The sequence below is a fragment of the Paenibacillus solanacearum genome (assembly GCF_910593845.1).
GTDB lineage: Bacteria > Bacillota > Bacilli > Paenibacillales > NBRC-103111 > Paenibacillus_G > Paenibacillus_G solanacearum.
On the sequence record NZ_CAJVAS010000005.1, the window covers coordinates 107,786 to 129,826 of the forward strand.

At 55.9% G+C, this 22,041-nt stretch carries 17 protein-coding genes; 6 read left to right on the plus strand and 11 right to left on the minus strand.

The features are described 5' to 3' along the window. Nucleotides 1-30 precede the first annotated feature (30 nt). The 6 genes from KXG62_RS08220 to KXG62_RS08245 form a co-directional block, all read right to left on the minus strand. A complete protein-coding gene (locus KXG62_RS08220; protein ID WP_218091464.1) occupies nucleotides 31-870 on the minus strand; it encodes a helix-turn-helix transcriptional regulator in 840 nt (279 codons plus the stop codon). A 322-nt stretch (nucleotides 871-1,192) separates the two neighbouring features. Then, nucleotides 1,193-2,512: an MFS transporter gene (locus tag KXG62_RS08225; protein WP_218091465.1), complete on the minus strand. Its 1,320-nt coding sequence runs from the start codon at nucleotides 2,510-2,512 to the stop codon at nucleotides 1,193-1,195. A 188-nt stretch (nucleotides 2,513-2,700) separates the two neighbouring features. Continuing rightward, a complete protein-coding gene (locus KXG62_RS08230) occupies nucleotides 2,701-3,186 on the minus strand; it encodes a hypothetical protein (RefSeq protein ID WP_218091466.1) in 486 nt (161 codons plus the stop codon). Between the two features lie 189 nt (nucleotides 3,187-3,375). Next, the gene (locus KXG62_RS08235; RefSeq protein WP_218091601.1) at nucleotides 3,376-3,795 is read right to left on the minus strand and encodes a DUF350 domain-containing protein; all 420 of its coding nucleotides are present in this window, start codon (nucleotides 3,793-3,795) and stop codon (nucleotides 3,376-3,378) included. Nucleotides 3,796-3,903: 108 nt separating this feature from the next. Continuing rightward, nucleotides 3,904-4,584 carry a PspA/IM30 family protein gene (locus KXG62_RS08240; protein ID WP_218091467.1) on the minus strand — a complete coding sequence of 227 codons (681 nt, stop codon included), beginning with the start codon at nucleotides 4,582-4,584 and terminating at the stop codon, nucleotides 3,904-3,906. A gap of 208 nt (nucleotides 4,585-4,792) precedes the next feature. Continuing rightward, nucleotides 4,793-7,180 (minus strand): endonuclease MutS2, encoded by a 2,388-nt coding sequence (locus KXG62_RS08245; RefSeq protein WP_218091468.1) that lies wholly within the window; start codon nucleotides 7,178-7,180, stop codon nucleotides 4,793-4,795. 230 nt (nucleotides 7,181-7,410) lie between these two features. Between KXG62_RS08245 and KXG62_RS08250 the strand changes: the two genes are divergently transcribed. Further along, on the plus strand, nucleotides 7,411-7,779 hold the full coding sequence (locus tag KXG62_RS08250) for a phage holin family protein (protein ID WP_218091469.1): 369 nt from the start codon (nucleotides 7,411-7,413) through the stop codon (nucleotides 7,777-7,779). Between the two features lie 362 nt (nucleotides 7,780-8,141). Next, on the plus strand, nucleotides 8,142-8,540 hold the full coding sequence (locus tag KXG62_RS08255; protein WP_218091470.1) for a cupredoxin domain-containing protein: 399 nt from the start codon (nucleotides 8,142-8,144) through the stop codon (nucleotides 8,538-8,540). A gap of 243 nt (nucleotides 8,541-8,783) precedes the next feature. On the opposite strand, the gene KXG62_RS08260 is transcribed toward KXG62_RS08255, so the two are convergent. The 4 genes from KXG62_RS08260 to pheS form a co-directional block, all read right to left on the minus strand. Further along, entirely contained in the window at nucleotides 8,784-9,350 is a 567-nt protein-coding gene (locus KXG62_RS08260) for a CvpA family protein (RefSeq protein WP_218091471.1), read from the minus strand. A gap of 7 nt (nucleotides 9,351-9,357) precedes the next feature. Further along, nucleotides 9,358-12,285 (minus strand): cell division protein ZapA, encoded by a 2,928-nt coding sequence (gene zapA / locus KXG62_RS08265; RefSeq protein WP_218091472.1) that lies wholly within the window; start codon nucleotides 12,283-12,285, stop codon nucleotides 9,358-9,360. A gap of 113 nt (nucleotides 12,286-12,398) precedes the next feature. Next, complete coding sequence (gene pheT, locus KXG62_RS08270) at nucleotides 12,399-14,840, minus strand: phenylalanine--tRNA ligase subunit beta (protein ID WP_218091473.1); 2,442 nt, start codon at nucleotides 14,838-14,840, stop codon at nucleotides 12,399-12,401. Nucleotides 14,841-15,054: 214 nt separating this feature from the next. Further along, nucleotides 15,055-16,089: a phenylalanine--tRNA ligase subunit alpha gene (gene pheS / locus KXG62_RS08275; protein WP_218091474.1), complete on the minus strand. Its 1,035-nt coding sequence runs from the start codon at nucleotides 16,087-16,089 to the stop codon at nucleotides 15,055-15,057. 748 nt (nucleotides 16,090-16,837) lie between these two features. On the opposite strand from pheS, the gene KXG62_RS08280 reads away from it, so the two are divergent. The 4 genes from KXG62_RS08280 to KXG62_RS34615 all read left to right on the plus strand — a co-directional run bounded on the left by KXG62_RS08280 (nucleotide 16,838) and on the right by KXG62_RS34615 (nucleotide 18,732). After that, the gene (locus KXG62_RS08280) at nucleotides 16,838-17,011 is read left to right on the plus strand and encodes a DUF2281 domain-containing protein (protein WP_218091475.1); all 174 of its coding nucleotides are present in this window, start codon (nucleotides 16,838-16,840) and stop codon (nucleotides 17,009-17,011) included. Next, entirely contained in the window at nucleotides 17,011-17,388 is a 378-nt protein-coding gene (locus KXG62_RS08285) for a type II toxin-antitoxin system death-on-curing family toxin (RefSeq protein ID WP_218091476.1), read from the plus strand. Before KXG62_RS08280 ends, KXG62_RS08285 begins: the two co-directional genes overlap by 1 nt. Nucleotides 17,389-17,711: 323 nt before the next feature. Beyond that, nucleotides 17,712-18,338 carry a histidine phosphatase family protein gene (locus KXG62_RS08290; protein ID WP_218091477.1) on the plus strand — a complete coding sequence of 209 codons (627 nt, stop codon included), beginning with the start codon at nucleotides 17,712-17,714 and terminating at the stop codon, nucleotides 18,336-18,338. A 34-nt stretch (nucleotides 18,339-18,372) separates the two neighbouring features. Beyond that, nucleotides 18,373-18,732 (plus strand): histidine phosphatase family protein, encoded by a 360-nt coding sequence (locus KXG62_RS34615; protein WP_218091478.1) that lies wholly within the window; start codon nucleotides 18,373-18,375, stop codon nucleotides 18,730-18,732. Here KXG62_RS34615 and KXG62_RS08300 read toward each other — a convergent pair. Then, nucleotides 18,693-21,848 (minus strand): alpha-mannosidase, encoded by a 3,156-nt coding sequence (locus KXG62_RS08300; protein WP_218091479.1) that lies wholly within the window; start codon nucleotides 21,846-21,848, stop codon nucleotides 18,693-18,695. The genes KXG62_RS34615 and KXG62_RS08300 overlap by 40 nt on opposite strands. Between the last annotated feature and the right edge of the window lie 193 nt (nucleotides 21,849-22,041).

Sequence of the window (22,041 nt, forward strand, 5' to 3'; positions counted from 1 at the left end):
TTGGAAAAAACGGACAAACTGAAGGTCCCGTCAAGTGGCGCTGGGATGAACCGATGGAAAAACATTCGCGGGAGACAACCCGTAGTAACGGCGAAAGCTGCGATTCAAATGCGATTGATCATAGTAGCCGTGCTGCGCTGCGACATCCGCGAAGCGAGACGGGGATACGCGCACGACCTGCTGGAGCATGCACTGAAATTTCACGATGTGCAGAAGCTCCTTCGGACCAGTGCCGAGCGCCTGCCGGAACATTCTTCTGACGTGCCGTTCGCTATAGCTGAGCTTGTCGGCCAGCGCCGTAACGGAAAGATTCCCGCGTTCCGCATACATGTATTCCATCCCCGAATACACTGCTGGTTCCAGCATGTCCGCACCATCGGCTGCCGCCAGCAGACCCTTCAATTTGGATTCCACGACCGGAATCATGAGGTCCGCCGATCCGCCGGTATATAGCAGCTGCTCCGACCACAGACCGGCCTCTCTTCCCCATGCTTCCTCAAGCCAGACGCGTTCCCCGGCGAACGAAGAAGCCGGGTGCTTCAATATGCGATGCGCCGTCTCCAAGTAAAAACGGATACCGAATAAAGACCGGTCCCCGGTCAGGCGCATCACCTCGTACGCAGGCATGAGCCCGGTAATGAAAGCTGTGCGGGAAACGGATGACGGCCGCAAATCAAATATAATATCGAGGCAGCCATCAGGAATCACGCGATGCTCGATCTCCCGATCCGATGCGCGGATGTTGATCGTCCAGTAACAAGCGACATAAGGCATCAGGCTGCGACTGGGTGAGTATTCCTTATATTTATATTTTGAATCGATGATGTGCTGCTGTATAACCGGCGGTTGGAGAGGTTGATACGTTCGCATGCGCTCCCCGCTCCCTTCCTTGATCTGCATTCCAATGGAAAAAAGCAATCGGCTTTACTCCATAGATCCAGCCCTCCTTATCGTATCAGAAACTTTCTCCTGCGTCCTCCTCAGCTTTATAGCCTCCAGGCCACCAATCCAAGCTTATAAGCCGTAACATAACGTCGCGTCTGGAACAAAATAAGCCCTTCCGCTACGTTGAACGCTGCCTTTTCAGTCAAAGGAGCAGCATTCGAACGCGGAAGGACTTTGAGCGAGCTTTCAAACGCGAAGCGACACTTTGGCATGATATGGCGGGCAGTCATGGTTCTCCGAAATCGCGCTACACCGCATAAACCTTTCTCATCCAATACCACGCCGCGAGCGGCGAGCTTCCGATAATAAGCATCAGCCAATGGATCGCCGCCGGCGCCTTTGTGAACGACAGCACCGTGATGAACAGCGCCGTGCCGAGCAGCCGACCCGCATTGAGCGCGAGCTCCCGCATCACAATGTATTCTTCCCGCCGTTTGGCGCTCTCCTTGTCGCCTCCGATCAGGTCGAATACGGTCGAAGTCATCGGAATGCCGTATAACGGATAGAATAGTGCGGCTCCGATGCCAAATAGAAGCAGCGTCGCAAAATTGACTTTCCAAAAAAACGGCAAAATGATCAGCACCAGCATCACGACTCCGATCAGCATCGCCACCTTGCGATAACGAGGCTTAAGCAGCCGACCCGCGACCATGAAGCTCAGCAATGCCACGGCGGAGGTGATTAGCGCAAAGTTGCCGAGGCTCATCTCGCTGCCGGTATGCACGTAAACGAGCAATCCGATCATGAAGCCGAAGACACCCTCGCGAAAGCCTTGGGCCATTAAAGCGAGGCCGACCGTACGCCAGGCGGTGTCCTTTTGCCGCAAGCATCTCCACGTCAGCAGCCATTCGTATTCGCCCGCCGTCTTGCGTTTTTTCAGGAAGAAGCTGACGACGACTCCGATTACAAACACCACAAGCGAAATGGTGAAAATGAACCTGTAGCCGGTAGCTGCAGGCATGCGAACGATCAGAAACCCGGAAATCCACGGTGCGATCATGCCTGCGCACGATCCGAGCAATCCGGCCCAGCCGTTGAACCGGTCTCTGCTGTCCGGATCCGTCACCTCGAAATAGACGACGTTGAATGCCAGCCAGAACAGTCCGGCGGACATGCCCTGCACGACCCCGAGCAGTACAAAGTAATCGACCGCGCGGGCGCCGAACCAGAGCACAAGCAAATAAAACAATGCGGAAACCGCAACGCCGATACGGAGACAGTTCATCTTATTATGTTCCTTAACCCATTTGCCTGCCAGCCAAAACGTGATGGCCATCGTCAAGTGATGCACCAGCGTGAACCAGCCGATCAGCGTGAAATCGCGGCTTGCTTTCCACAAATACACATTGACGAACGTGCCCGACAGCGCATTGGCGGCTGCGAACAACCCGTTGACGGCCAGCAGCAGCTTTGATTGCCCTGAGAGCGGTTCGCCTTTGCCCGAACCGGCTTTCCCTCCGGAAGCCTTCGGCTCTTTGCCGATCTGCTGCCAAGCGTGTCCCCGCGCGCCCGATTCTCCGCGGATGCTAACCGAAGGGAATGTATGATGTTTCGTATCCGAATGCATGCTCTCACCCATATCCACGTAATGTCTTAGTTAACCTTCCCCGTTCGGTGAAAAACATGACAAGCAACCAATATTCTCCTATGCTCCCTTCGCTCCTGCCCGATTCCCCCCGCCGCTTGAAGCGCAGGGACATGCAGCTTGAAAAAAAAGAAACCGCCGCAGCGGTTTCTTAATCAATATGATCCAGTTCATGAAGGCTTAACCTGCTTCAACCGTTCGATCATCGCGAGCCGATCCGGTTCGGATAGCTGCCGTTCGATGTAAAAACAAGAAGGACACACATATACCTGCGCCTTGAATGAAGCGGCGAGCAGCGGTTCTTTCACCATCTCGTGCACATAAGGCACGAACGAAGCATCGGCATTTTGCGTCCCGGCGAGCAGCATAAAGCTGCGGCATGACGGACATTCCGGCGCTTCCTCCTGATGATCCAGAACATGCTGAACGGCCTCTTCGTACTCGTCCATGAGATCGATCTCATCGTCCTCGTACTCTTCATCGTCGTCGTCGTCAAACGCAATCGCTTGATCCGGGTCCGTCACCGTCAAATTAATGCTGCGGTAATCGCCCAGATCGTTGAAGCAATGCGGACACGCTTCCTCGGGTCCGATCTCCGGGTCCCATACAATTTCCGTTTGACACCAAGGGCATAATTGTTCGTCGTTTTTCGGCATACGTCATTTCCTCCCCGTAAGCAGCCGGTCCGCCTGTCGGACGAACCCCGTCTCACGCATAATTAATAAAATAGTAAACGCCTACGCCGATAAACACAAGCGCAAGCGCCAACAAGGTGCCCCATAAATACTTCAAGGACGCCCCTCCTCCAATCTGCGGGTGAAACGCGTTATTCGCGGGGAAGACGATCAGGTGACGCTAGCGCCCACTACGTAAGACAGCGAAATCGAAATCATCATGGAAATCAAGCCTACGGCGCGGTTATCGTTCTTGATCTGCTCGTCAATTTTGAAATATGGCGTTAAAAATTCGAATATAAAATAAGCGACAAGCAATAATACAAAGCCATACCCCGCCCAGATGAGCGCATGAAGAATGGAGTCGTTATTCAATATGGCAAACCGGAACAAGTTGCATATCCCGAATATTTTGCCCCCTGTCGCCATCGCGACTGCGACGTTGCCATTCTTGATCTCATCCCAATCCTTGTACTTCGTGACAAGCTCGAATATGGCCAAAAAGACAATCAGCGCCAATACCGCCACGGAAAAAAAAGCTAACGTCTCCACATAAGGATTCGTCATCAACCGGTCCACCTCTTCATTCATCATTTGCTGTATTCGCCCCCTGCCTTTCGCCCGAAGGTGCAGAAAGTGATGTTTACCCAACATCCGAAGAGACTGAAGGGTGCCCCTTCAGTCTCCTATACCGCTCGATTATTCTGCTTGCTTCTTCGCGGCCAGCTTCGCACGCAGCGCCGCCAATTCATCGTCGACTCCGCTGCTCTTGTCAAGCGCGTTCAGCTCGTCATCCAGATCTTTGCCTTTGGAGCGGAGCTCGTTGCTGGCTTCCGCTTCGGCTTCCAGCTGCAGCACCTTCTCGCTCATGCGGTCGAAGCCTTTGGCCGCGTTGTCCGTTCCGAAGCCGGACATTGCCTGATTGATCTGCTTTTGCGCCTTCGCCGCTTCCGCACGGGCGACGAGCAGGTCTTTCTTGTTCTTCAGCTTGCTGAATTCGTCTTTCATCTCGGACAACTGATTGCGGAGACGGTCGGCGTTGACCTTGGCCGTTTCGTACTGCTTCTGCATCTCGTCGTATTTCAGCTGGTGCTCCTTCTTGTCCTGCAGCGCACGGCGAGCCAAGTCTTCGTTGCCCGCTTCCAGCGCCTTGAGCGCCTGCTCTTCACGCTTCTGCACCATTTCGCCGGCTTCTTCGTATTGCTGCTTGAATTTCTTCTCGATCGCGATTTGCTTCGCGACGGCCACTTCGGCCTCTCGAATATCTTCTTCCATGTCGCGAAGGAATTGGTTCAGCATTTTTACCGGGTCTTCCGCTTTATCGAGCAAGTCGTTAATCGAAGCCATCGTCAAGTCACGCAGTCTTTTAAAAATCCCCATGAGTTAAATCCTCCCGTATTGAATATTTATTCGTTCTGCTGCCAGCAGGCTTTGAAACATCGATGTTTATACTTTTTATATACGGAACTCCCCGTTCTCCCGTTTCAAGAATAGGAAAAAAACTTATATGCACCGTGCCGGCCGCTAAGTCCGGCACTGTAAATGTATTCGCGATCTCCCGGCTCAATTCCTCTTGGAGCGGCGCGATTTATTTTAACTCCGCTACTGTAACCCCTGCGCCGCCTTCGTTGTAATTGCCCATGCGGTAGCTCTTGACATGCTTATGCTTGCGGAGAAACTCCTGAATTCCTGTCCGCAGCGCGCCCGTGCCTTTGCCGTGGATGATGTACACTTGCCCGAAGTTCGAAAGATACGATTGGTCCAAAAAGCGGTCGACCTCGATCATCGCTTCCTCCACGTTGGCTCCGCGGAGGTCTAGCTCCATCTTCGCATTTTCGTCGCGAGTCCGCTTCAACGTCGAAGTCGCCTGCGGCGGAGCCTTTTTCTGCGAAGCGGACGCCTGCTTCACCAGCTCCACGTCAGAGCGGTTCACTTTCATTTTCAAAATGCCGAGCTGCACCGTCACTTCCTGATCGCCGATCAGATCGACGACATGGCCGCGCTGGTTAACGGTCGTCACAAGCACCTCGTCGCCTGGCTCTACCCGGCCGGCCTTCTTCTTCGGCGTGAGCGGCTTATGCTTCGCACGAAGCTCCGGCTCGGCCTCGTTCAACCGGCGTTTGAGCTCGCCCAGCTTATGATCCTTAACGCCGGCGGCTTCCTCACGCTGCAGACGGCGCAGCTCCGCGATCACTTCGTCGGCCTCGCGGCGCGCCTTCGCCACCGCGTCACGCGCCTCGCGCTCCGCCTTCTCGAACAGCTTATCCCGCTGTTCGTCAAAGCTGCTGCGTTCACGGGCGAGCTGCTCACGCAGCGTCTCCACCTCGCGGCGCAGCTGCTCGGCGCTGACGCGTTCAGCCTCGGCCTGCAGCCGATTCTCCTCCAGCGTTGCAATCATCGACTCGACGCGCTGATCTTCTTCGCCGACTTGCCCGCGGGCGTGGTCGATGATCACCTTCGCCAGACCGAGCCGCTCGGCAATTGCAAACGCGTTGCTTCGGCCCGGTACGCCCACAAGCAGCCGGTATGTCGGGCGAAGCGTCTGCACGTCGAATTCCATGCTGGCGTTAATGACGCCTTGGCGGTCGAAAGCATAAGCTTTCAGCTCGCTGTAGTGCGTCGTGGCGATGACGCGGCAGCCCATGCGGTGAATATGCTCCAATATCGAAATGGCGAGCGCCGATCCTTCGGCCGGATCGGTTCCGGCGCCAAGCTCGTCAAGCAGCACAAGGCTTTTCGGCGTCATTTCCCTTAGAATCCGAATAATGTTGGTCATATGGCTGGAGAACGTACTCAAATTTTGCTCGATGCTTTGCTCGTCTCCGATATCGGCATAAATGGCGTCGAACACACAGAGCTGACTGCCTTCCTCCGCCGGGACGAACAAGCCCGACATCGCCATCAAGGATAGCAAGCCGACCGTCTTCAGCGATACCGTCTTCCCTCCGGTATTCGGTCCCGTAACGATGATCGTCGAATATTTGTTGCCGAGCTCCACGTCGATCGGCACGATATGCTCGGGCGCAATGAGCGGGTGCCGTCCGCGCTTCAGCTTGATGAAACCGCGGTCGTTCAGCAGCGGCAGCGTCGCTTTCATCTCCCGCGCAAGCCCTGCTTTGGCGAATATAAAATCGAGCTCGGACAACGCCTCCACATTGACGAGCAGCGGATCAGCGGCTTCGGCTACGAGGGCGGACAAGGCCCGCAATATTTTTTCAACTTCGGCTTCTTCTTTGAGCTTCAGCTCTCTTACCCGGTTGTTGAGCTGAACGACCGACTCCGGCTCGATAAACAGCGTCGCTCCGGATGCCGACTGATCGTGAATCATACCGCCGAAATGGCCGCGATATTCCTGCTTCACCGGGATAACATAACGGTCTCCGCGGATGGTAACCAGGTTCTCCTGCAGCATCTTCTGAATGGATGGCGTACGCACCATCTGCTCCAGCCGCTCGCGCGCCCGCGATTCGCTGGTTCGCAGTTCGCTGCGAATGCGCGAAAGCTCCATGCTCGCGGAATCCAGGACTGCCGCGTTGTCGTCAATACAGCCGCGAATTCGGTCCTCAAGCGGTTTGTGATCCGTAATGCGTTCGGTCAGCTCCAGCAGCAGCGGAATCGGATGATCGTCGTTCACATCCGCCAGAAACTTGTTCAATCGCCGGCCGCCCTGGCTCGTGAGCGCGATATCCAGCAGCTCTACCGGGTTGAGCATGCCGCCGATCCTTGCCCGGTGAATCGCGGGACGAATATCCCGGATGCCCCCGAAGGGCGCTCCGCCCTTGAGCCGGTCGACGTTGACCGCTTCTTCGGTCGCCTGCAGGCGGCGCTTGACCGTCTGGAAATCGCCGCTCGGATCCAGTTCCCCTACCCGCTCCTTGCCGGCAGAGGTGGCCGCATGTCCGGCACATTTATTAATAATGGCGTGAAAATCAAGCGTCGTTAATATTTTATGGTTATAGCTATTCGTTCGGTTCAAAAGAAACCTTCCTTTCTTTCGCAAGCGCAAGACCGTCGTATGATTTTATATTATAACCAACACGCAAAAGTAAAGCTATCGGCGCTCCTGACATTTCCATTCATAAAGCGCATGTACCCAGGCTACCCTAAATGGTGCACCGCAGTAACAGCTTATGCCGTCCTCGGCGTAGGCTGACGATGCCGACTCGATTCGAAACGCCACACTTTAACGAAGGAGGAATCAGACTGATGCATTTGCTTGGACATCTCGTCAGATTTATCGTGTCTGCTTTGATGCTGATCATTGTATCTTGGATCGTTCCCGGTTTCAGTGTCGGAGGCTTCTGGAGCGCTTTCTTCTTGGCTTTGGTGATCGCCATTGCCGCATGGGTTATCGAGGGAGTGTTCGGCAAAAAGATTACGCCGTTTGGCCGGGGGATCGTCGGTTTCCTGGTCAGCGCACTGGTCATTTGGCTGGCGCAATTCATTGTAAGCGGCGTGTCGACAAGCATCATCGGTGCAATCTTGGCCGCTCTGGTCATCGGGATCATCGACCTGTTCATTCCGGTGAAAACGCCGTTTGAAAGCGGGATTTCCGGACGCGAACGAGCCAAGTAAGAAAATCAGCTGCGGCATTGTCGCGGCTGATTTTTTTTATTTCTTTGTTTCATGTATATATCGTTACTGCATTCGCCGCTGCGGATCAAGGGAAAAGTCCGTTTTTATATAAAAAATACATATCGGCCGCCTGAAAAATGCCAAATTCGCCGCGATACCCGTTCCATCGACCGGAAATGATTAGAGATCTTCCGTTTCGTTCATCAGGAAACTGTCTGTGATCCTACTCACATTCCGCTTCATCGTTCACCAGAGGTTCAAGATGTTGTCACCGGTTCGTCACTGCAATTTATTTTATTTTTGTTAATATTAGGGATGTAAGGCACAGATCAAACCATGGAAGTTGAGAGGGGACTTATTTTATGAAAAAATCGATCGTTTTGGCCGTAGCCATCGCGTTGGTATTCGCATTATCCGCTTGCGGAACGAAGGATCAGGCAGCTCCTGCCTCCACACCTCCGGCAGGAAACAGCACGCCGGCAGCAGGCGGCGCTGCAGCCGACGTGAAGCTTGTGGCGAAAAACTTTGAATTCGACCAAAAGGAATACAAAGTGAAAAAAGGGCAAACTGTCAACATTTCGCTTGAAAACAAGGAAGGCATTCACGGCGTCGAAATCAAAGGCCTGAAAGTGAAGCTGGACAACAATGCGAAAACCGCTACCTTCAACGCCGACAAAGAAGGCTCGTACGATATCATTTGCACGATTCCTTGCGGCGCCGGTCATGTCAACATGAAAGCAAAACTGATCGTAGAAGCGTAATTTGCACGCGATCGCCTGGCATAAGCAGAAGACTTCCTCACGAGCGCTTTTCTTGAGGAAACGAAGTTTTGCAATCGCAAAAAGGACCTTTATCCCACTGTAGGTGGAGATGGAGGTCCTTTTTGCGAGCTGTACATAGGAAAGGCGAGCCGCGTGCATCGCCTGCCAGATCGGTGTAGTGCGGCGGAAAGTGCCGATCCGGCATAACAAGCTGCGGTATAACGCCATGTGCGAATGATCGCATCATACTTTCACTTTATCGGCCGTTCCCTTATGGTTATTCCACAGCTCCTGCAGTTTATCCGTAAGGATCGGCGTATGCTCCAAGATGTAAGGGGCGAGCTGCGACTGCTTCAGCAGCTTTTGCGCCGTGTCGTTCGGCAGCACCGTCATCACGTGAACGGCGATGACCGCGATCAACAGCGCTTCGGCCAGCCCGAGCGCTGCGCCGCTCCATTGATTGATCTGCTTTAGTCCGGGCGCGGATGCGAGCAGGTTGAGCAGCCGTCCGGCAATGCTGAACGCAATCTTGACGCCGAACAGCAGGACGGCAAACGCAAGCGCATTGTATATGTATGTATCGAGCTTCAAGTCCTTGGCCAAAAATTCGTACTGCTGGTACGTCTCATACCCGGCCAAGCCGAGCGTGTCTCTCAGAAAAGGGGCGACATCATCGTAAAACGCGAAAGCGACGATATATGCGATGAACAGGCCGACAACCGACACGATTTGGGCCACGAATCCACGGGCGAAGCCCAAAACCGTGCCGGCAGCGACGATGACCAGAACGGCCCAATCCAATCCGTTCATTGCCCAGTTATTCCTTCTCTACGAGCTCGATCCACTCGTTGTATTCGACCTGCAGCTTCTCGTATTCCGATTGGAGCAGCTGCAGCTCATGGAACACTTGCTCCGCCTTCTCCTGCTGCACGGTATAATCCGCTTGAAGCGCATCATACCGCTTCTTGTGCTCCTTTAGTTCATCCTGCTGTTCGTCAAACAATTCGCTTTGCACTTCGATCTCCTCACGCAGCAGGGCAATCTCCTGCTGCAGCTGCTCTGCCCCGACTGCCTGCCGGAGCAGCTCCGCTACGCGGGCTTCCTGTGCCGTGAGCCGCTGGTGCAGCTGCTCACGCTCGCCAACCGCGGCTTCCTGCCGCTGCTCGAGCGCAGCGCATTGCTCCTGCAGCGCGCGTCCGAGCTCCTCAGCCGCTTCCCGTTCGCTGTGAAGCCGCGCAAGCTCGGCTTCGCGATCGGCCAGCAGCCGTTCGATTTCGGCACTGCGTGCCTGCTGCTGGTCGGCAGCCTGGAGCGCCCGCGCCTCCTGCACCGTAAGCCGCTGTGCAAGCTCCGTATGCTTCTCCTCCAGCTCGCTGTAAATCTCCAGCTGCAGCTCCAGCTCCTCCTGCTGCTCATGCAGCTTCAGGCGCAGCTCGTCCGCATGCGTAGCCTGTTCCTCGCTGCGCTTCTGCCATTGACTGCTGCTCTCTTGCAGCTGCAGGTTGTACGCCTGTTGCTGCGCAAGCTGCTGTTCCAAGCTTCGCGCACGCTCTTCGCGTTCCGACAGCTCCTGCTGCCGCTCCGCCAGCTCACGCAGACGTTCGGCTTCGCTGGCCTCCAGCCTCCGTTCGAGCTCGGCCAATCGCTGCTCGTGCGCTTCCTCTTGGGTCCGGGCGCGCTCCTGCGCTCCCGCAAGCTGCCGCTGCAGCTCCCCGGTGCGTTTGGCAAGCTCCCGCTCCAGCTCGGACTGCCTGTCTACACTGCTAACCTGAAGCGTTGCATGCTCCGCTTCGAGCTCGTCATACAGCTCCTGCTGCAGCCCAAGCTCTTCCTGCTGCTCGCTATACCGGCGCTGCAGCGCTTCAAGCTCCTCTTGCAGCCCGTCCCCGCGCAGCAGCAGATCCCGCGACTGTTCCAGCTGTTCGCCCAGCTGCTGCTGCAGGCGGCGGCGCTGCTCCTGATGCTCCGTCCGCTCGGCCTCCTGCTGTGCGAGGGCTTCGCGCAGCTCGGTTTCGCGCGCCGCGAGTTCGGCCGCGGCCGTTTCTTTCTGCTGCGCGAGGGCATTGCGCAGCTCGGTTTCCTTCGCCGCGAGTTCGGCCGCGGCGGTTGCTTCTTGCTGCGCGAGGGCTTTGCGCAGCTTGGTTTCCTTCGCCGCGAGTTCGGCCGCGGCGGTTGCTTCCTGCTGCGCGAGTGCTTTGCGCAGCTCGGTTTCCTTCGCCGCGAGTTCGGCCGCGGCGGTTGCTTCTTGCTGCGCGAGTGCTTTGCGCAGCTCGGTTTCCTTCGCCGCGAGTTCGGCCGCGGCGGTTGCTTCTTGCTGCGCGAGGACTTCGCGCAGCTCGGTTTCCTTCGCCGCGAGTTCGGCCGCGGCGGTTTCTTTCTGCTGCGCGAGGGCATTGCGCAGCTCGGTTTCCTTCGCCGCGAGCTCAGCCGCGGTGGTTTCTTTCTGCTGCGCGAGTGCTTTGCGCAGCTCGGTTTCCTTCGCCGCGAGCTCAGCCGCGGCGGTTTCCTTCTGCTGCGCAAGTGCTTCGCGCAGCTCGGTTTCGCGCGCCGCGAGCTCAGCCGCGGCCGCCGCTTCCTGCTGAACGAGTGCCTCAAGCAGCTCGGTTTCACGCGCCTCGAGTTCGGCTGCGGAGCTTTCCTTCTGCTGCGCAAGTGCTTCGCGCAGTCCGGTTTCACACGCCTCTAGCTCGGCAACGCGCGATGACTCCGCTTGCAGCGCTGCCGTCAATCGGGTGCGCTCGTCTTCGAGCTGCCTCTGCAACTCGCTTACCTTGCTGTCGCTTGTCTCCTGCAGTTCCTGGTAGAGCGCCTCCTGCAGTTCCGTCTCTTGACGCAGGCTCGTCAACTGCTCCTGCAGCTGGTCGACTTGCACGCCAAGCTCGCCATACAGAAGCTCCCGCTCTTCCAGCTGCCTGGTCAGCTGCTCCCGTTCGCCCAGTGCTTCCAGCAGTCTCCGGTCGAGATCGGTTGTACGCTTTTCCTGCGAAGCCAGGCGTTCCTTGAGCTGCTTTTCCGATTCGGCCAGCTTGGATAACTGCGCGTCGCGATCCGCCAGACGGGCCCGCATGTTCTCGCGCTCCAGCGTCTGCTCCGCGGCCCGATGCTCGAGCGTCCGCTTCGCCTTCTCCAGCTCGGCAATGCGCTGTTTGCGCTGCGCCGTTTCTTGCTCGTTCGTTGCCGCGGCCGTCTCGAGCTCCTGCGCCCGAGCTTCGGTCTCGAACAGCTTCCGCTCCAGCTCTCCCGTCAATGCCTGCAATCCGGTCAAGCGCTCGCGATCCGCCGCGTGCTCCGTCTCCAGCATTTCCCTGCGCTTGTCGAGTTCGCTAAACTGCGCCGTTACCCGGGCGAGCTCCTCGGCGGTCGCTTCGCGCTGCTGCTGCAGCGCATCCCGCTCCGCCGTCAACGCTTTCAAGAGCTCCTGCCCGTCGCTCAGTTCCTGCTGCAGCTGCGCATGCTTCTCGCTCAGCGCGGACAATTCCTCCTTCGCCTTCTCCAGCAGCCGCAGTCTCGCTAACGACTCCTCCAGCTCCTGCTGCATCCGGCTCCATTCGTCCGCCATGTTGACCGCGGCCAGCACGGCAATTTTGGGCAAGTCCAGGCGGGGGCTGCTTTGTGCAATTCTATGCATTTGGTCGTTTACAATCGCGACCACTCGTTTTATATAAGAAGGGCTGGATTTGGAAACCAGCTTATACTGGGTGCCATAGATGTCGACGGTCATCTTGACTTTCTCTTCACCGCTCACAGACGTTGCTCCCCTTTCCACGACAAAAAAAATTCTCCGTATCCAAGAACATTCGATACGGAGAATCGTTTTTCCTGCTCATAACACTAATGTTTTGTCGAAGCTTTTCCAGTTTATTTCCTAAGCTCGGCGCCGAAGGAAGTCTCCAGATCGGCCACGACGCGGGCATGCAGCTCGCTGACTTCCTCGTCCGTCAGCGTACGCTCCGGCGTCCGGTATACGAGCGAGATCGCAACGCTTTTCTTGTCCGCTCCAAGCCGCTCGCCTGTGTAAATATCGAATACTTGAATCGATTCGAGCAGTGCTCCGGCAGTTTGCTTCGCTTTGTCCGTCAAATCGCCGACCGCCACGTCGATCCCGACCACAAGCGCCATATCGCGGCTGATCGCCGGATAGCGCGGCAACGGCTGGTATGTGAACGACTCCTTGGCCAATGCGGCAAGCGCGTCGAACTCGACTTCGAGCACATACGTGTCGGAGAGATCCTTCTTCTGCTGCAGCTCGGGGTGAAGCTGGCCGATCGTTCCGATCACCTTGCGCACGCCGTCCAGCTCCACCTCAATATTCGCCGTGCGGCCCGGGTGGAATCCTTCCGGCTGGGATTTGACATACCGCAGTCCCTCGATACCGAGATAGCTGACCAGCCCTTCGAACACGCCTTTCAAATCGTAAAAATCGACAGGACCCGGTTTGCCTGACCAGTGCAGCTCGCTGCGTTTGCCCGTTAACAATATTCCCAGCAGCAGCTTCTCCTGCGGCAAGCCGCTCAGCGTCTCTTCGCCGGTGACGAACACGCGGCCCAGTTCGAACAAAGCGACATCGTCCGTGTTCCGGTTGCGATTGTACGCCGCCGCATCCATCAAGTGCGGGATTAGGCTCGTGCGCAGCGTACTGCGGTCCTCGCTCATGGGCATGGCAAGCGTAACCGGCTTCGCCTCGCGGTAAGCGCCGGCATATTCGCGAATTTGCTCGGGATGGGTGAACGAATACGTGATCGCCTCATGCAAGCCGCTGTTCGTAAGCAATGTGCGGGCGATACGCCGGATTTGCTGTTCTTTCGTCAGTGCCCCCGGGGTCGTCACGACGTTCATCAGCGTCGTTGGAATGTTGTCGTAACCGTTCAGCCGCGCAACTTCTTCAATCAGGTCGACGGCGCGCGTAATGTCTCCGCGGCGGCTTGGCACGTGTACAAGAAGCGTATCCTGGCCCGAAATCTCCAACGGAAAGTTCAATCGCTCGAATATCGCCGTCACTTGATCGGCCGTCAAGCTGGTGCCCAAATAACGGTTAATGCGGTCGACCGTGATTTCGATCTTCACCGGCTTATGCTCCGCGCCTACCGCTTCGACAACGCCGGACGCCACTTGGCCGCCGGCCAGCTCCGCCATTAATGCGGCCGCGCGGTCCAGCGCCGGAATGACCGCTTCCGGGTTCACTTCCTTCTCGAAGCGAAGCGACGCTTCGGAGCGAAGCCCGAGCTGGCGGGACGTTTTGCGCACCGTACCGCCGTCAAACTTGGCGGATTCGAGCAATATCCGCGTCGTGCCGTCCGTCACTTCCGAGTTCAAGCCGCCCATAACGCCGGCAAGCGCAACCGGTTTGACGCCGTCGGTAATAAGCAGCATATGCGGCTCCAGCGTACGCTCCGTCCCGTCGAGCGTCACGAGCTTCTCGCCCTCGCTCGCAAGCCGAACATCGATATGGCCGTTCGCCAATTGATCGGCGTCAAACGCGTGCAGCGGCTGGCCGTACTCGAGCATCACATAGTTGGTGATGTCGACAATATTGTTGATCGGACGTATGCCCGCCGCCATGAGACGGTTTTGCATCCACAGCGGGGACGGCCCGATGCTTACGCCCTCGATCAGACGGGCCGCATAGTGCGAGCACTGCTCCTTGGCGCTGATGGCCACGGAAATGCGATCCGCCGCTTTTACCGAGCTATTCTCGCCTTGTTCGCGTTCCGGCAGCTTTACGCCGCGACCGAGAATCGCGCCGATTTCGTACACGGCGCCCAGCATGCTCAAGCAGTCCGAGCGGTTCGGCGTCAGATCGAGCTCCATGACTTCGTCACTGATCGCAAGCACATCCAAGATGCTGTCGCCGACCGTCGTGTTCTCCGGCAAGACGAGGATGCCTTCCTGGATTTCCTTCGGCAGCAGCTTGTCGTTCAATCCAAGCTCCTTCGCCGAGCAGATCATCCCTTGCGACTCAACGCCGCGCAGCTTCGCCCGCTTGATCACGAGACCGTCCGGCAGCTTCGCGCCGACGATCGCCACCGGCACCTTTTGGCCCGCCGCCACATTTTTCGCGCCGCAGACGATTTGCAAATCTTCGCCCTGCCCCGCATCGACGATACATACGCTGAGCTTATCGGCATCCGGATGCTTCTCGCGCGATTTGACGAAGCCGACGACCACCTTCTCCACACCTTTGTTGCGGTTTTCCACGAAATCGACTTCAATGCCGCTGCGGGTGAGCTTCTCCGCCAGCTCCGACGCCGTAAATCCGCTCACATCCACATACTGCGACAACCATTGATAAGATACTTTCATCGCTACTTCACGCTCCTCTCTTATAACGATAAAGAAAGCCTGCGTTCCGGCCGTGCCGGACACTATTTCTTTATCTTGCAGAACAACTGCCTTTTAGACGCGGTTCATCGCCGCTGAATCCACCTAAGTGTGAAAGTGTCATGCGACATTCTGAACCAAGAAAAACTTCCGCTACAACGTTCTGCACTTGAAGGACAGCCCTTGGGAGTTTTTCTTATAAATGAACAAACTGCTTCAGGAACCGCAGGTCGTTCGTATAGAAATGACGAATGTCTTCAATGTCGTATTTCAGCATGGCGACCCGCTCTACGCCGAGGCCGAAAGCAAATCCGCTGTATTCTTCCGGATCGTAGCCGGCCATCTCCAGCACGCGCGGATGCACCATGCCGGAACCCAAAATTTCCAGCCAGCCCGTATGCTTGCACACTCGGCAGCCATGGCCGCCGCACATCGCGCACGTGACGTCGACCTCCGCGCTCGGTTCCGTGAATGGGAAGAAGCTCGGGCGCATCCGGATTTGCGTCTGTTTGCCGAACAGCTCCTGCACGAACTGCAGCAGTGTCCCTTTCAGGTCGCTCATGCGAATGCCGCGGTCGATCACAAGCCCTTCGATCTGCGTGAACATATGGGAATGCGTCGCATCGTCGTCATCACGCCGGTATACACGGCCCGGGCAAATGATTTTGACCGGCACATGGCCTTTCATTTTTTCCATCGTGCGCACTTGCACCGGGGACGTATGCGTCCGCATCAAAATCTCGTCCGTAACGTAGAACGAATCCTGCATATCGCGCGCCGGGTGGTTTTTCGGCAAATTGAGCGCTTCGAAGTTGTAATAATCCTGCTCCACTTCCGGCCCCTCGGCGACCGTGTAGCCCATCCCGATGAAAATATCTTCAATCTCCTGGATGACCTTGCTGATCGGATGCACCGCACCGCGGCCAACCGGACGCCCCGGCAGCGTAACGTCGATCGTCTCTGCGGCAAGCCGCGCATTCGTCTCCGCTTTCGTATACTCGGCCTGCTTCGCTTCGAGCACTTCCTCGATCGCGGCGCGCACCTCGTTGGCCACCTGTCCGATCACCGGACGCTCTTCCGCGCTTAATGCGCCCATGCCCCGCAGTATTTCGGTGAGCGGTCCTTTTTTACCCAAATATTTGATTCTGAATTCGTTCAACTGCTGCTGGTTCTCTACTTGCCCGAGCTCCTGCAGCGCCTGTTCCTTTAAAGCAAGCAACCGTTCCTTCATGTCTCATGCACCCTCCTTAATTTCGTTATGCCGCTGGATCGCCGAACGCCAAAAAAGGCCTTTCCATCCCCGTTGTCGACAACTGACTCTGCTTCGCAGCATGAGTAACAGTTGCAACGTAGTTGACAACTGACTCCGCTTCGCACGAGTAACAGTTGCAACGTAAGGGACGAAAAAGCCGTGGTACCACCCTTGTTAGAAGACGGACGTAATGCCCGTTTCTCACTTCATTCTAACATAACGGTTCGTTAAACGACCGGTTCCTCCTACTTGCCGCGCGGCGGGGCCGCGGGTTTCAAAGGACTGCTCGGGAGCGAACTTCGGCAGCCTGAATTCTACGGGGACGCTCTCAATCTTCGGCGTTCCCTCCCTGTGAAGAAGCACTGCTTACTTTTCTCCGTCAAAGCATTTTGGCTTTATGGATTTAACAAGTATTATATGCAAACGCAAGGCCGGATGCAAGGGCAGTTATGGGAACTTTTGCTCGAGAAGACACATCGGATAATTGCCGCGACGACGTTGTGCTGCGGTTCTGTCATATGGAATAACCATTCCACCCACGCGGATCTTGCAGAAAACGGTTGTTTATATGAGAAAGGGAAGCCGTCTCCCCAATACATTTTCGCCCATACCATCGTTAGCTGAATTAACGGCTCATTTTCTAATGTAAGTTATTCAGGTAGCTAATGTTAAATAACATCCAGTTTTTGTGTATAATTAAGAAGAATAAACCTAGGAGGTGAAGGTAATGAGTCTAGAGGAGAAGTTGATACAAGACTTTTTAACCTTACCAGAAGATAAGAAACTTGAAGTTATTGATTTTGTTGAGTTTTTAAAGACAAAAATTCAGAACAATCTTGAAAACATGATGGACGATATTATTAGTGAGAACCGAGAAGCTCTTGAGGAGCTGGCAAAATAATGAAAACTCTTGAAGTTGCTCAAATCGTTACTTTTCATAAGAAGATCGTAAAGGCAACTGGTGGATCAGACGGTATCAGAGATCTAGGACTGATTGAAAGTGCGCTTAATAAAGCATTTACAACATTTGATGGCCAAGATTTATACGAAGGAATCTTAAAGAAAATTTCTGTAATTGTCTACGCTCTAATCAAAAACCATGGTTTTGTAGATGGAAATAAGCGTGTTGGCGTTTCGACAATGTTACTGTTGCTGAAATTAAATGGAATAACTATAAAATATAGTCAGCAAGAATTAATTGAGGTTGGGCTAAGGACAGCAGAAGGTGTATATAAGGAAGAGGATATAGAACAATGGATATTGAGACATCAGGTTTAAGTGAACTTGATGTCTTTATTATTATAAGGGTATTTTTGGAAGCAAACTTGGAGAAGGCCGTTACATCATCTAACACCGTATTCACGCTGCGGTCGCTAAACTCTCTTGGTTGCCCGGGGTTTTTCAGTGATGTAATATTAGACAACCCTGTGAGCTTAAGTCCTTGCGGACCCGGCGCTGTCGCGTCATAAGGCTCTCGGATTCTTAAATACAAGGTTAATCAAACAGCTGATTCACCTGCGTGAGCTTCCGGTACGATTGCAAATTATTTCGAAAACGAAATCGTATCTGCGTCATCATTCACAGAGGAGGCGATGGTTTTTATGACGGAAATTATGGTGATTCGACACGGCCAATCGGTTGCGGACATTGAAAAAAAGTGCGAAGGACGGGCTGACTTCCCGCTCACATCGCTCGGGATGGAGCAAGCACATGCATTAGCCGAGTGGATGAACGAGCGCTGGCGGCCCGACGCGATCTATTGCAGTCCGCTGAAACGGGCAAAAGAAACCGCTGGCGTCATTACCCTCGTAACCGGAATCGAAGTCCGGTACGACGACGACCTGATGGAGCGAAACAACGGCGTGATCGCCGGCATGCCGATTGAAGAAGCGCGCAGGCTGTATCCGATTCCTCCGGGAGGCCACAAGCGGCACTACGCCCTCGAGGGTGGAGAGACCGAAATCCAGTTTCGTGCCCGGGCGGAAACCTTCATCTCCAAGCTGCAGGACGACATGATCCGGCACCCGGAGCGGACGAAGCTGTGCATCGTTTGTCATGGGGGTACGATAACGATGCTTTTCCGCAGCTTCTTGAACCTTCCTTATGATTCCAACGTCGTTCTGCGAACGGGTGACACCGGTTTTCATCTCTGGGCGATCGATAACGGCAACAAGTTGATCCTTGCCACGAATTCGCAGGAGCACTTGCCGCACCATTTGCGGTTATAAACATGTTGACGGCCAAGAAGGAGTGCCTATTCGCATGGAAAATGCAACAACCCTTTACTTTGTCCGGCACGGGCAAACGGAATGGAATACGCAGCATCGGATGCAAGGGCGAAAGGACTCGCCGCTGACGCCGCTTGGCGTTAGGCAAGCCGAGCAGCTCGGTGAAGCGCTGCGGGACGTCTGCTTCGACATCGTCTGTGACGGACGCCCAAAATTGTCTTATATGGGGATGTTCGATATGATGAACGATAATACCGTTATACCCCCACTCGCTCGAATAGAAAGGGTCCCATACAAGAAGCCGCCCCACGGTATTCCCGGAGGCGGCTGTTTGATCATTTTAGTACCTGTCCGTCATTTCCCCACATGCAGCAAGAACGTCTTTATCTCATAAGGCTTGATGAAGCATGCGACTTCATCGCCATCATTCACATCTCCGATCGGCCGTTCCATCAGATCTGTCTCCTGCCAGCCGGCAATAGCCGCATCGCTCGTGAGGCGAACGTCCCCACGGATACCGGCGAACTCGTGCAGCCGGACGATGATGGCGTCGTGATCCTCCGCTTTTTTGACGGCATCGATCATGACGTGGCCAGCTGCCGCTTCCGACAAACGAAGCAGCGACATGGATGGCTGGCGAGGCGCGCCTAGGGCCGCAGTCAACGGATTATTCAACGACCAGGCGGCTTGCACCGTCCCGGCTTCGTGCCAGTCGCCGGCATGCGGGAACAGCGCATACGTGAATTCGTGAAGCCCCTGATCCGCGCGCGGATCAGGTACCATGGCGGATTTGATCAGCGACAGGCGCATGACGTTTCCTTTCACATCGTAGCCGTATTTGCAGTCGTTCAGCAGGCTGACGCCGTAGCTCCGTTCCGACAAATCGGCCCACTGATGGCCGACCGTCTCGAATCTCGCATAATCCCAGCTCGTATTCCAATGCGTTGGACGCTTCACATTGCCAAACTGAATATCGTACGTCGCTTCCGTGGTCCGAACGTCTACCGGGAATGCGACCTTGAGCAGTTGGCGCTGCTCATGCCAGTCGACGCGCGTATCGAAGTCGATGCGCCGATTGTCGGCGTACACGATCATCCGCTGCACGATCGACGAATTGCCGTATTTCCACTCAAACCGTACCACGGCACGGAGCGGACCGTTCTCCTCGACGGCCAGCTGCTGCAGATCGGCGATCGAGCGCATTTTTTCCGTGTAAAAAATATCAATATCCCATGCCTCATGGCGCCCCTTCGGCTTATCCTCGAATACCTGCAATTCGTTGCCGAGCGCGCCGGGCGACAGCACCTCGCGTGCATTCTCCTTGTCGTAAATACGCGTCAACCGTCCGGATACGTCCCACGCGATAGCATACAGCGGGGTTTCGATGCCATGCTCCGAGAGTTGAAACGGATTAACTTCCGGGTTTGCCGCCGCTTCCGGAACGAAGCGAACGGACGTGTACCCCATCGGAGGCACCTCGTCTACACGAACCAGCCAATCGCCTCCAGCGCGCTGTGCCGACAGCGGCTGCCCGCCCGCAGCAAGCCACACGCCGTCTTTTTCCAGATCGCCGATCACTGGAACGACGACCAGATCGCCGCGCTGCCAGGAAGCGCTATTGAAGACTGTGACCGCCGTCTCTTCTTTCACGGTTAACGCTTGCTCCGCAAGCTCCCGGGCCGTGCCGGCGATGCGGAACGCTTCCGCATACTCATGGCGGCTGTCCTCGTACACCTCGCCGATCGAAGAGCCGGGAATGATATCGTGGAACTGATTGCGCAGGATGATTTTCCACCCTTCGTACAGCTCCTTCTGCGGGTAGGATTCCCAGCCGGAGCGAAGCACGCTGCTCAAGACGCCGAGCCATTCGGTTTCGCGGTACAGCAGCTCAAGCTTCCGGTTCGCGCGTTTATTGTACGCCTGGCTCGTGTACGTTCCCCGATGAAGCTCCAGGTACAGCTCTCCATCCCATGTATGCACGTAGCGGTCCGTCGAGGTGATCCGCTCGCGCAGACGGTCGAAGTAATCGTCCGCCCGCCCTGTCGTCACGTTCGGTAAGCCCGGCATGCGGGACAAGCGCCTGCGCATCTCCAGCATCGGTCGGTTCACGCCGCCCCCGCCGTCCCCGTAACCGTAAGACAACAGCAGCTCGCGGTTCAGCTCCTTGTCGCGGTACGCGTCCCATATGCCCTGCACCGAATTCGGCGTAATGCTGCCGTTGTATGTATAATAAAACGCGCCTTGGCTGCTGCCGTTGTCGGGGGTCGTGATGAAATGCGTCAGCACCTCGGTGCCGTCGATTCCCTTCCAATGGAACGTATCATGCGGCATGCGATTGTACTGGTTCCAGCTGATCTTCGTCGTCATGAACATGTCGATGCCGGATTTCTTCAAAATTTGCGGCAGCGCCCAGCTGTAGCCGAAGACGTCCGGCAGCCACAAATACCGGCATTCCGCGCCGAACTGCTCGCGGAAAAAACGGGTACCGTACAAAAGCTGCCGCACCAGCGACTCGCCCGACGTCAAATTGCAGTCGGCTTCAAGCCACATGGCGCCGCCTGCTTCCCAGCGGCCTTCTTTCACGCGCGCTTGAATCTGCTCGTAGATGGCCGGGTAATCGGACTGCAAATAATCGTACAGCTGAGGCTGCGTCTGCAAAAAGACGTAGTCCGGGTAAAGCTCCATCAGGCGCAGCACCGTGGAGAACGAACGGGCCGCCTTCTCCCGCGTATGCTTCAGTCTCCACAGCCACGCGACGTCGATATGCGTATGGCCGATGCACTGCACGGTCACCGGATGATGCTTCGGCATCGCGTCAAGCTGCTGCTGCAGCACGTTTTGGGCAGCGTATAACGATTCGTAAAAACCATCAGAGCCCGGCACCGACCAGTCGATTCGCAAGAATGCACGGTCCAGCGCGGACAGCAGCTCATGGTGCTCGGGGCGGTTCTCGCCCAGCAGCTGAACGGTCTGGAGTGCCGCAAGACTTGTGTAATACAAGTCGTCAACCGCTTCGTCGAGCCAGCCGACCTTGGCCATGCGGATTTCGTTCTCGATCGGCGCCGCCTTGCCATAGCCGTTCAGTCCGGACCACAGACGCGCATGAAATTGCAGCGTATGACCGGCCGTGTCAGTGGGCAAAAATACTTCCTCATGATTGCTGTCGACCCCTTGGTACGGCTTGCCGTTAACAAACAACAATGATTCAAAACCACTGTTGTTGCCGCCGCCTCCGCTGCGCCCGAAGTCGAACCGGCCGACGATTTTCTTACCCTGCCATGCTGCAGGGACATCGAATTCATACGCGAGCCACACATACAGGTCCCGGCCCTTGTACCGGTCTCCTGGCACGACAGGCTCCCACAATCCGTTATCCGGCGGCGGGTACGCTCCGATCGCTCCGTCCGGGTCGGTCTGTTTGCGCAGGCCGGTTACCGGCCGCTCCTCCCGATAGCGGAACCCCGCCAATTCGTTAATGCGGGCGGCAAGCTTTTCTTTCGTCCAAAACATGGGCTTCATCCTCCATCCATAATATAACACGTGTTATATATGCTTAAAATGTTGTTTGTAATGCGTTTGCGGCACTGCGCGTCTTTCGGTCAAGCAAGATTGGACGTTGCCTTGCGACAGCCGCGCAGCGCCGAAAATTGCGCTTGGGGTACTTGTTCGCGCTCCCTTTACCGCGACCTGCGCAGCGATGGCA

Excerpts from the sequence above, each read along its gene's own strand:
- KXG62_RS08250 (WP_218091469.1), top strand. The coding sequence starts at position 7,411 with ATGCATTTGCTTGGACATCTCGTCAGATTTATCGTGTCTGCTTTGATG.
- KXG62_RS08220 (WP_218091464.1), bottom strand. The coding sequence starts at position 870 with ATGCGAACGTATCAACCTCTCCAACCGCCGGTTATACAGCAGCACATC.
- KXG62_RS08230 (WP_218091466.1), bottom strand. The coding sequence starts at position 3,186 with ATGCCGAAAAACGACGAACAATTATGCCCTTGGTGTCAAACGGAAATT.
- KXG62_RS08285 (WP_218091476.1), top strand. The coding sequence starts at position 17,011 with ATGAAAACTCTTGAAGTTGCTCAAATCGTTACTTTTCATAAGAAGATC.
- KXG62_RS08300 (WP_218091479.1), bottom strand. The coding sequence starts at position 21,848 with ATGTTTTGGACGAAAGAAAAGCTTGCCGCCCGCATTAACGAATTGGCG.
- KXG62_RS08240 (WP_218091467.1), bottom strand. The coding sequence starts at position 4,584 with ATGGGGATTTTTAAAAGACTGCGTGACTTGACGATGGCTTCGATTAAC.
- KXG62_RS08280 (WP_218091475.1), top strand. The coding sequence starts at position 16,838 with ATGAGTCTAGAGGAGAAGTTGATACAAGACTTTTTAACCTTACCAGAA.
- KXG62_RS08235 (WP_218091601.1), bottom strand. The coding sequence starts at position 3,795 with ATGAATGAAGAGGTGGACCGGTTGATGACGAATCCTTATGTGGAGACG.
- KXG62_RS08225 (WP_218091465.1), bottom strand. The coding sequence starts at position 2,512 with ATGCATTCGGATACGAAACATCATACATTCCCTTCGGTTAGCATCCGC.
- pheS (WP_218091474.1), bottom strand. The coding sequence starts at position 16,089 with ATGAAGGAACGGTTGCTTGCTTTAAAGGAACAGGCGCTGCAGGAGCTC.
- KXG62_RS34615 (WP_218091478.1), top strand. The coding sequence starts at position 18,373 with ATGGAAAATGCAACAACCCTTTACTTTGTCCGGCACGGGCAAACGGAA.
- pheT (WP_218091473.1), bottom strand. The coding sequence starts at position 14,840 with ATGAAAGTATCTTATCAATGGTTGTCGCAGTATGTGGATGTGAGCGGA.
- KXG62_RS08260 (WP_218091471.1), bottom strand. The coding sequence starts at position 9,350 with ATGAACGGATTGGATTGGGCCGTTCTGGTCATCGTCGCTGCCGGCACG.
- KXG62_RS08255 (WP_218091470.1), top strand. The coding sequence starts at position 8,142 with ATGAAAAAATCGATCGTTTTGGCCGTAGCCATCGCGTTGGTATTCGCA.
- KXG62_RS08290 (WP_218091477.1), top strand. The coding sequence starts at position 17,712 with ATGACGGAAATTATGGTGATTCGACACGGCCAATCGGTTGCGGACATT.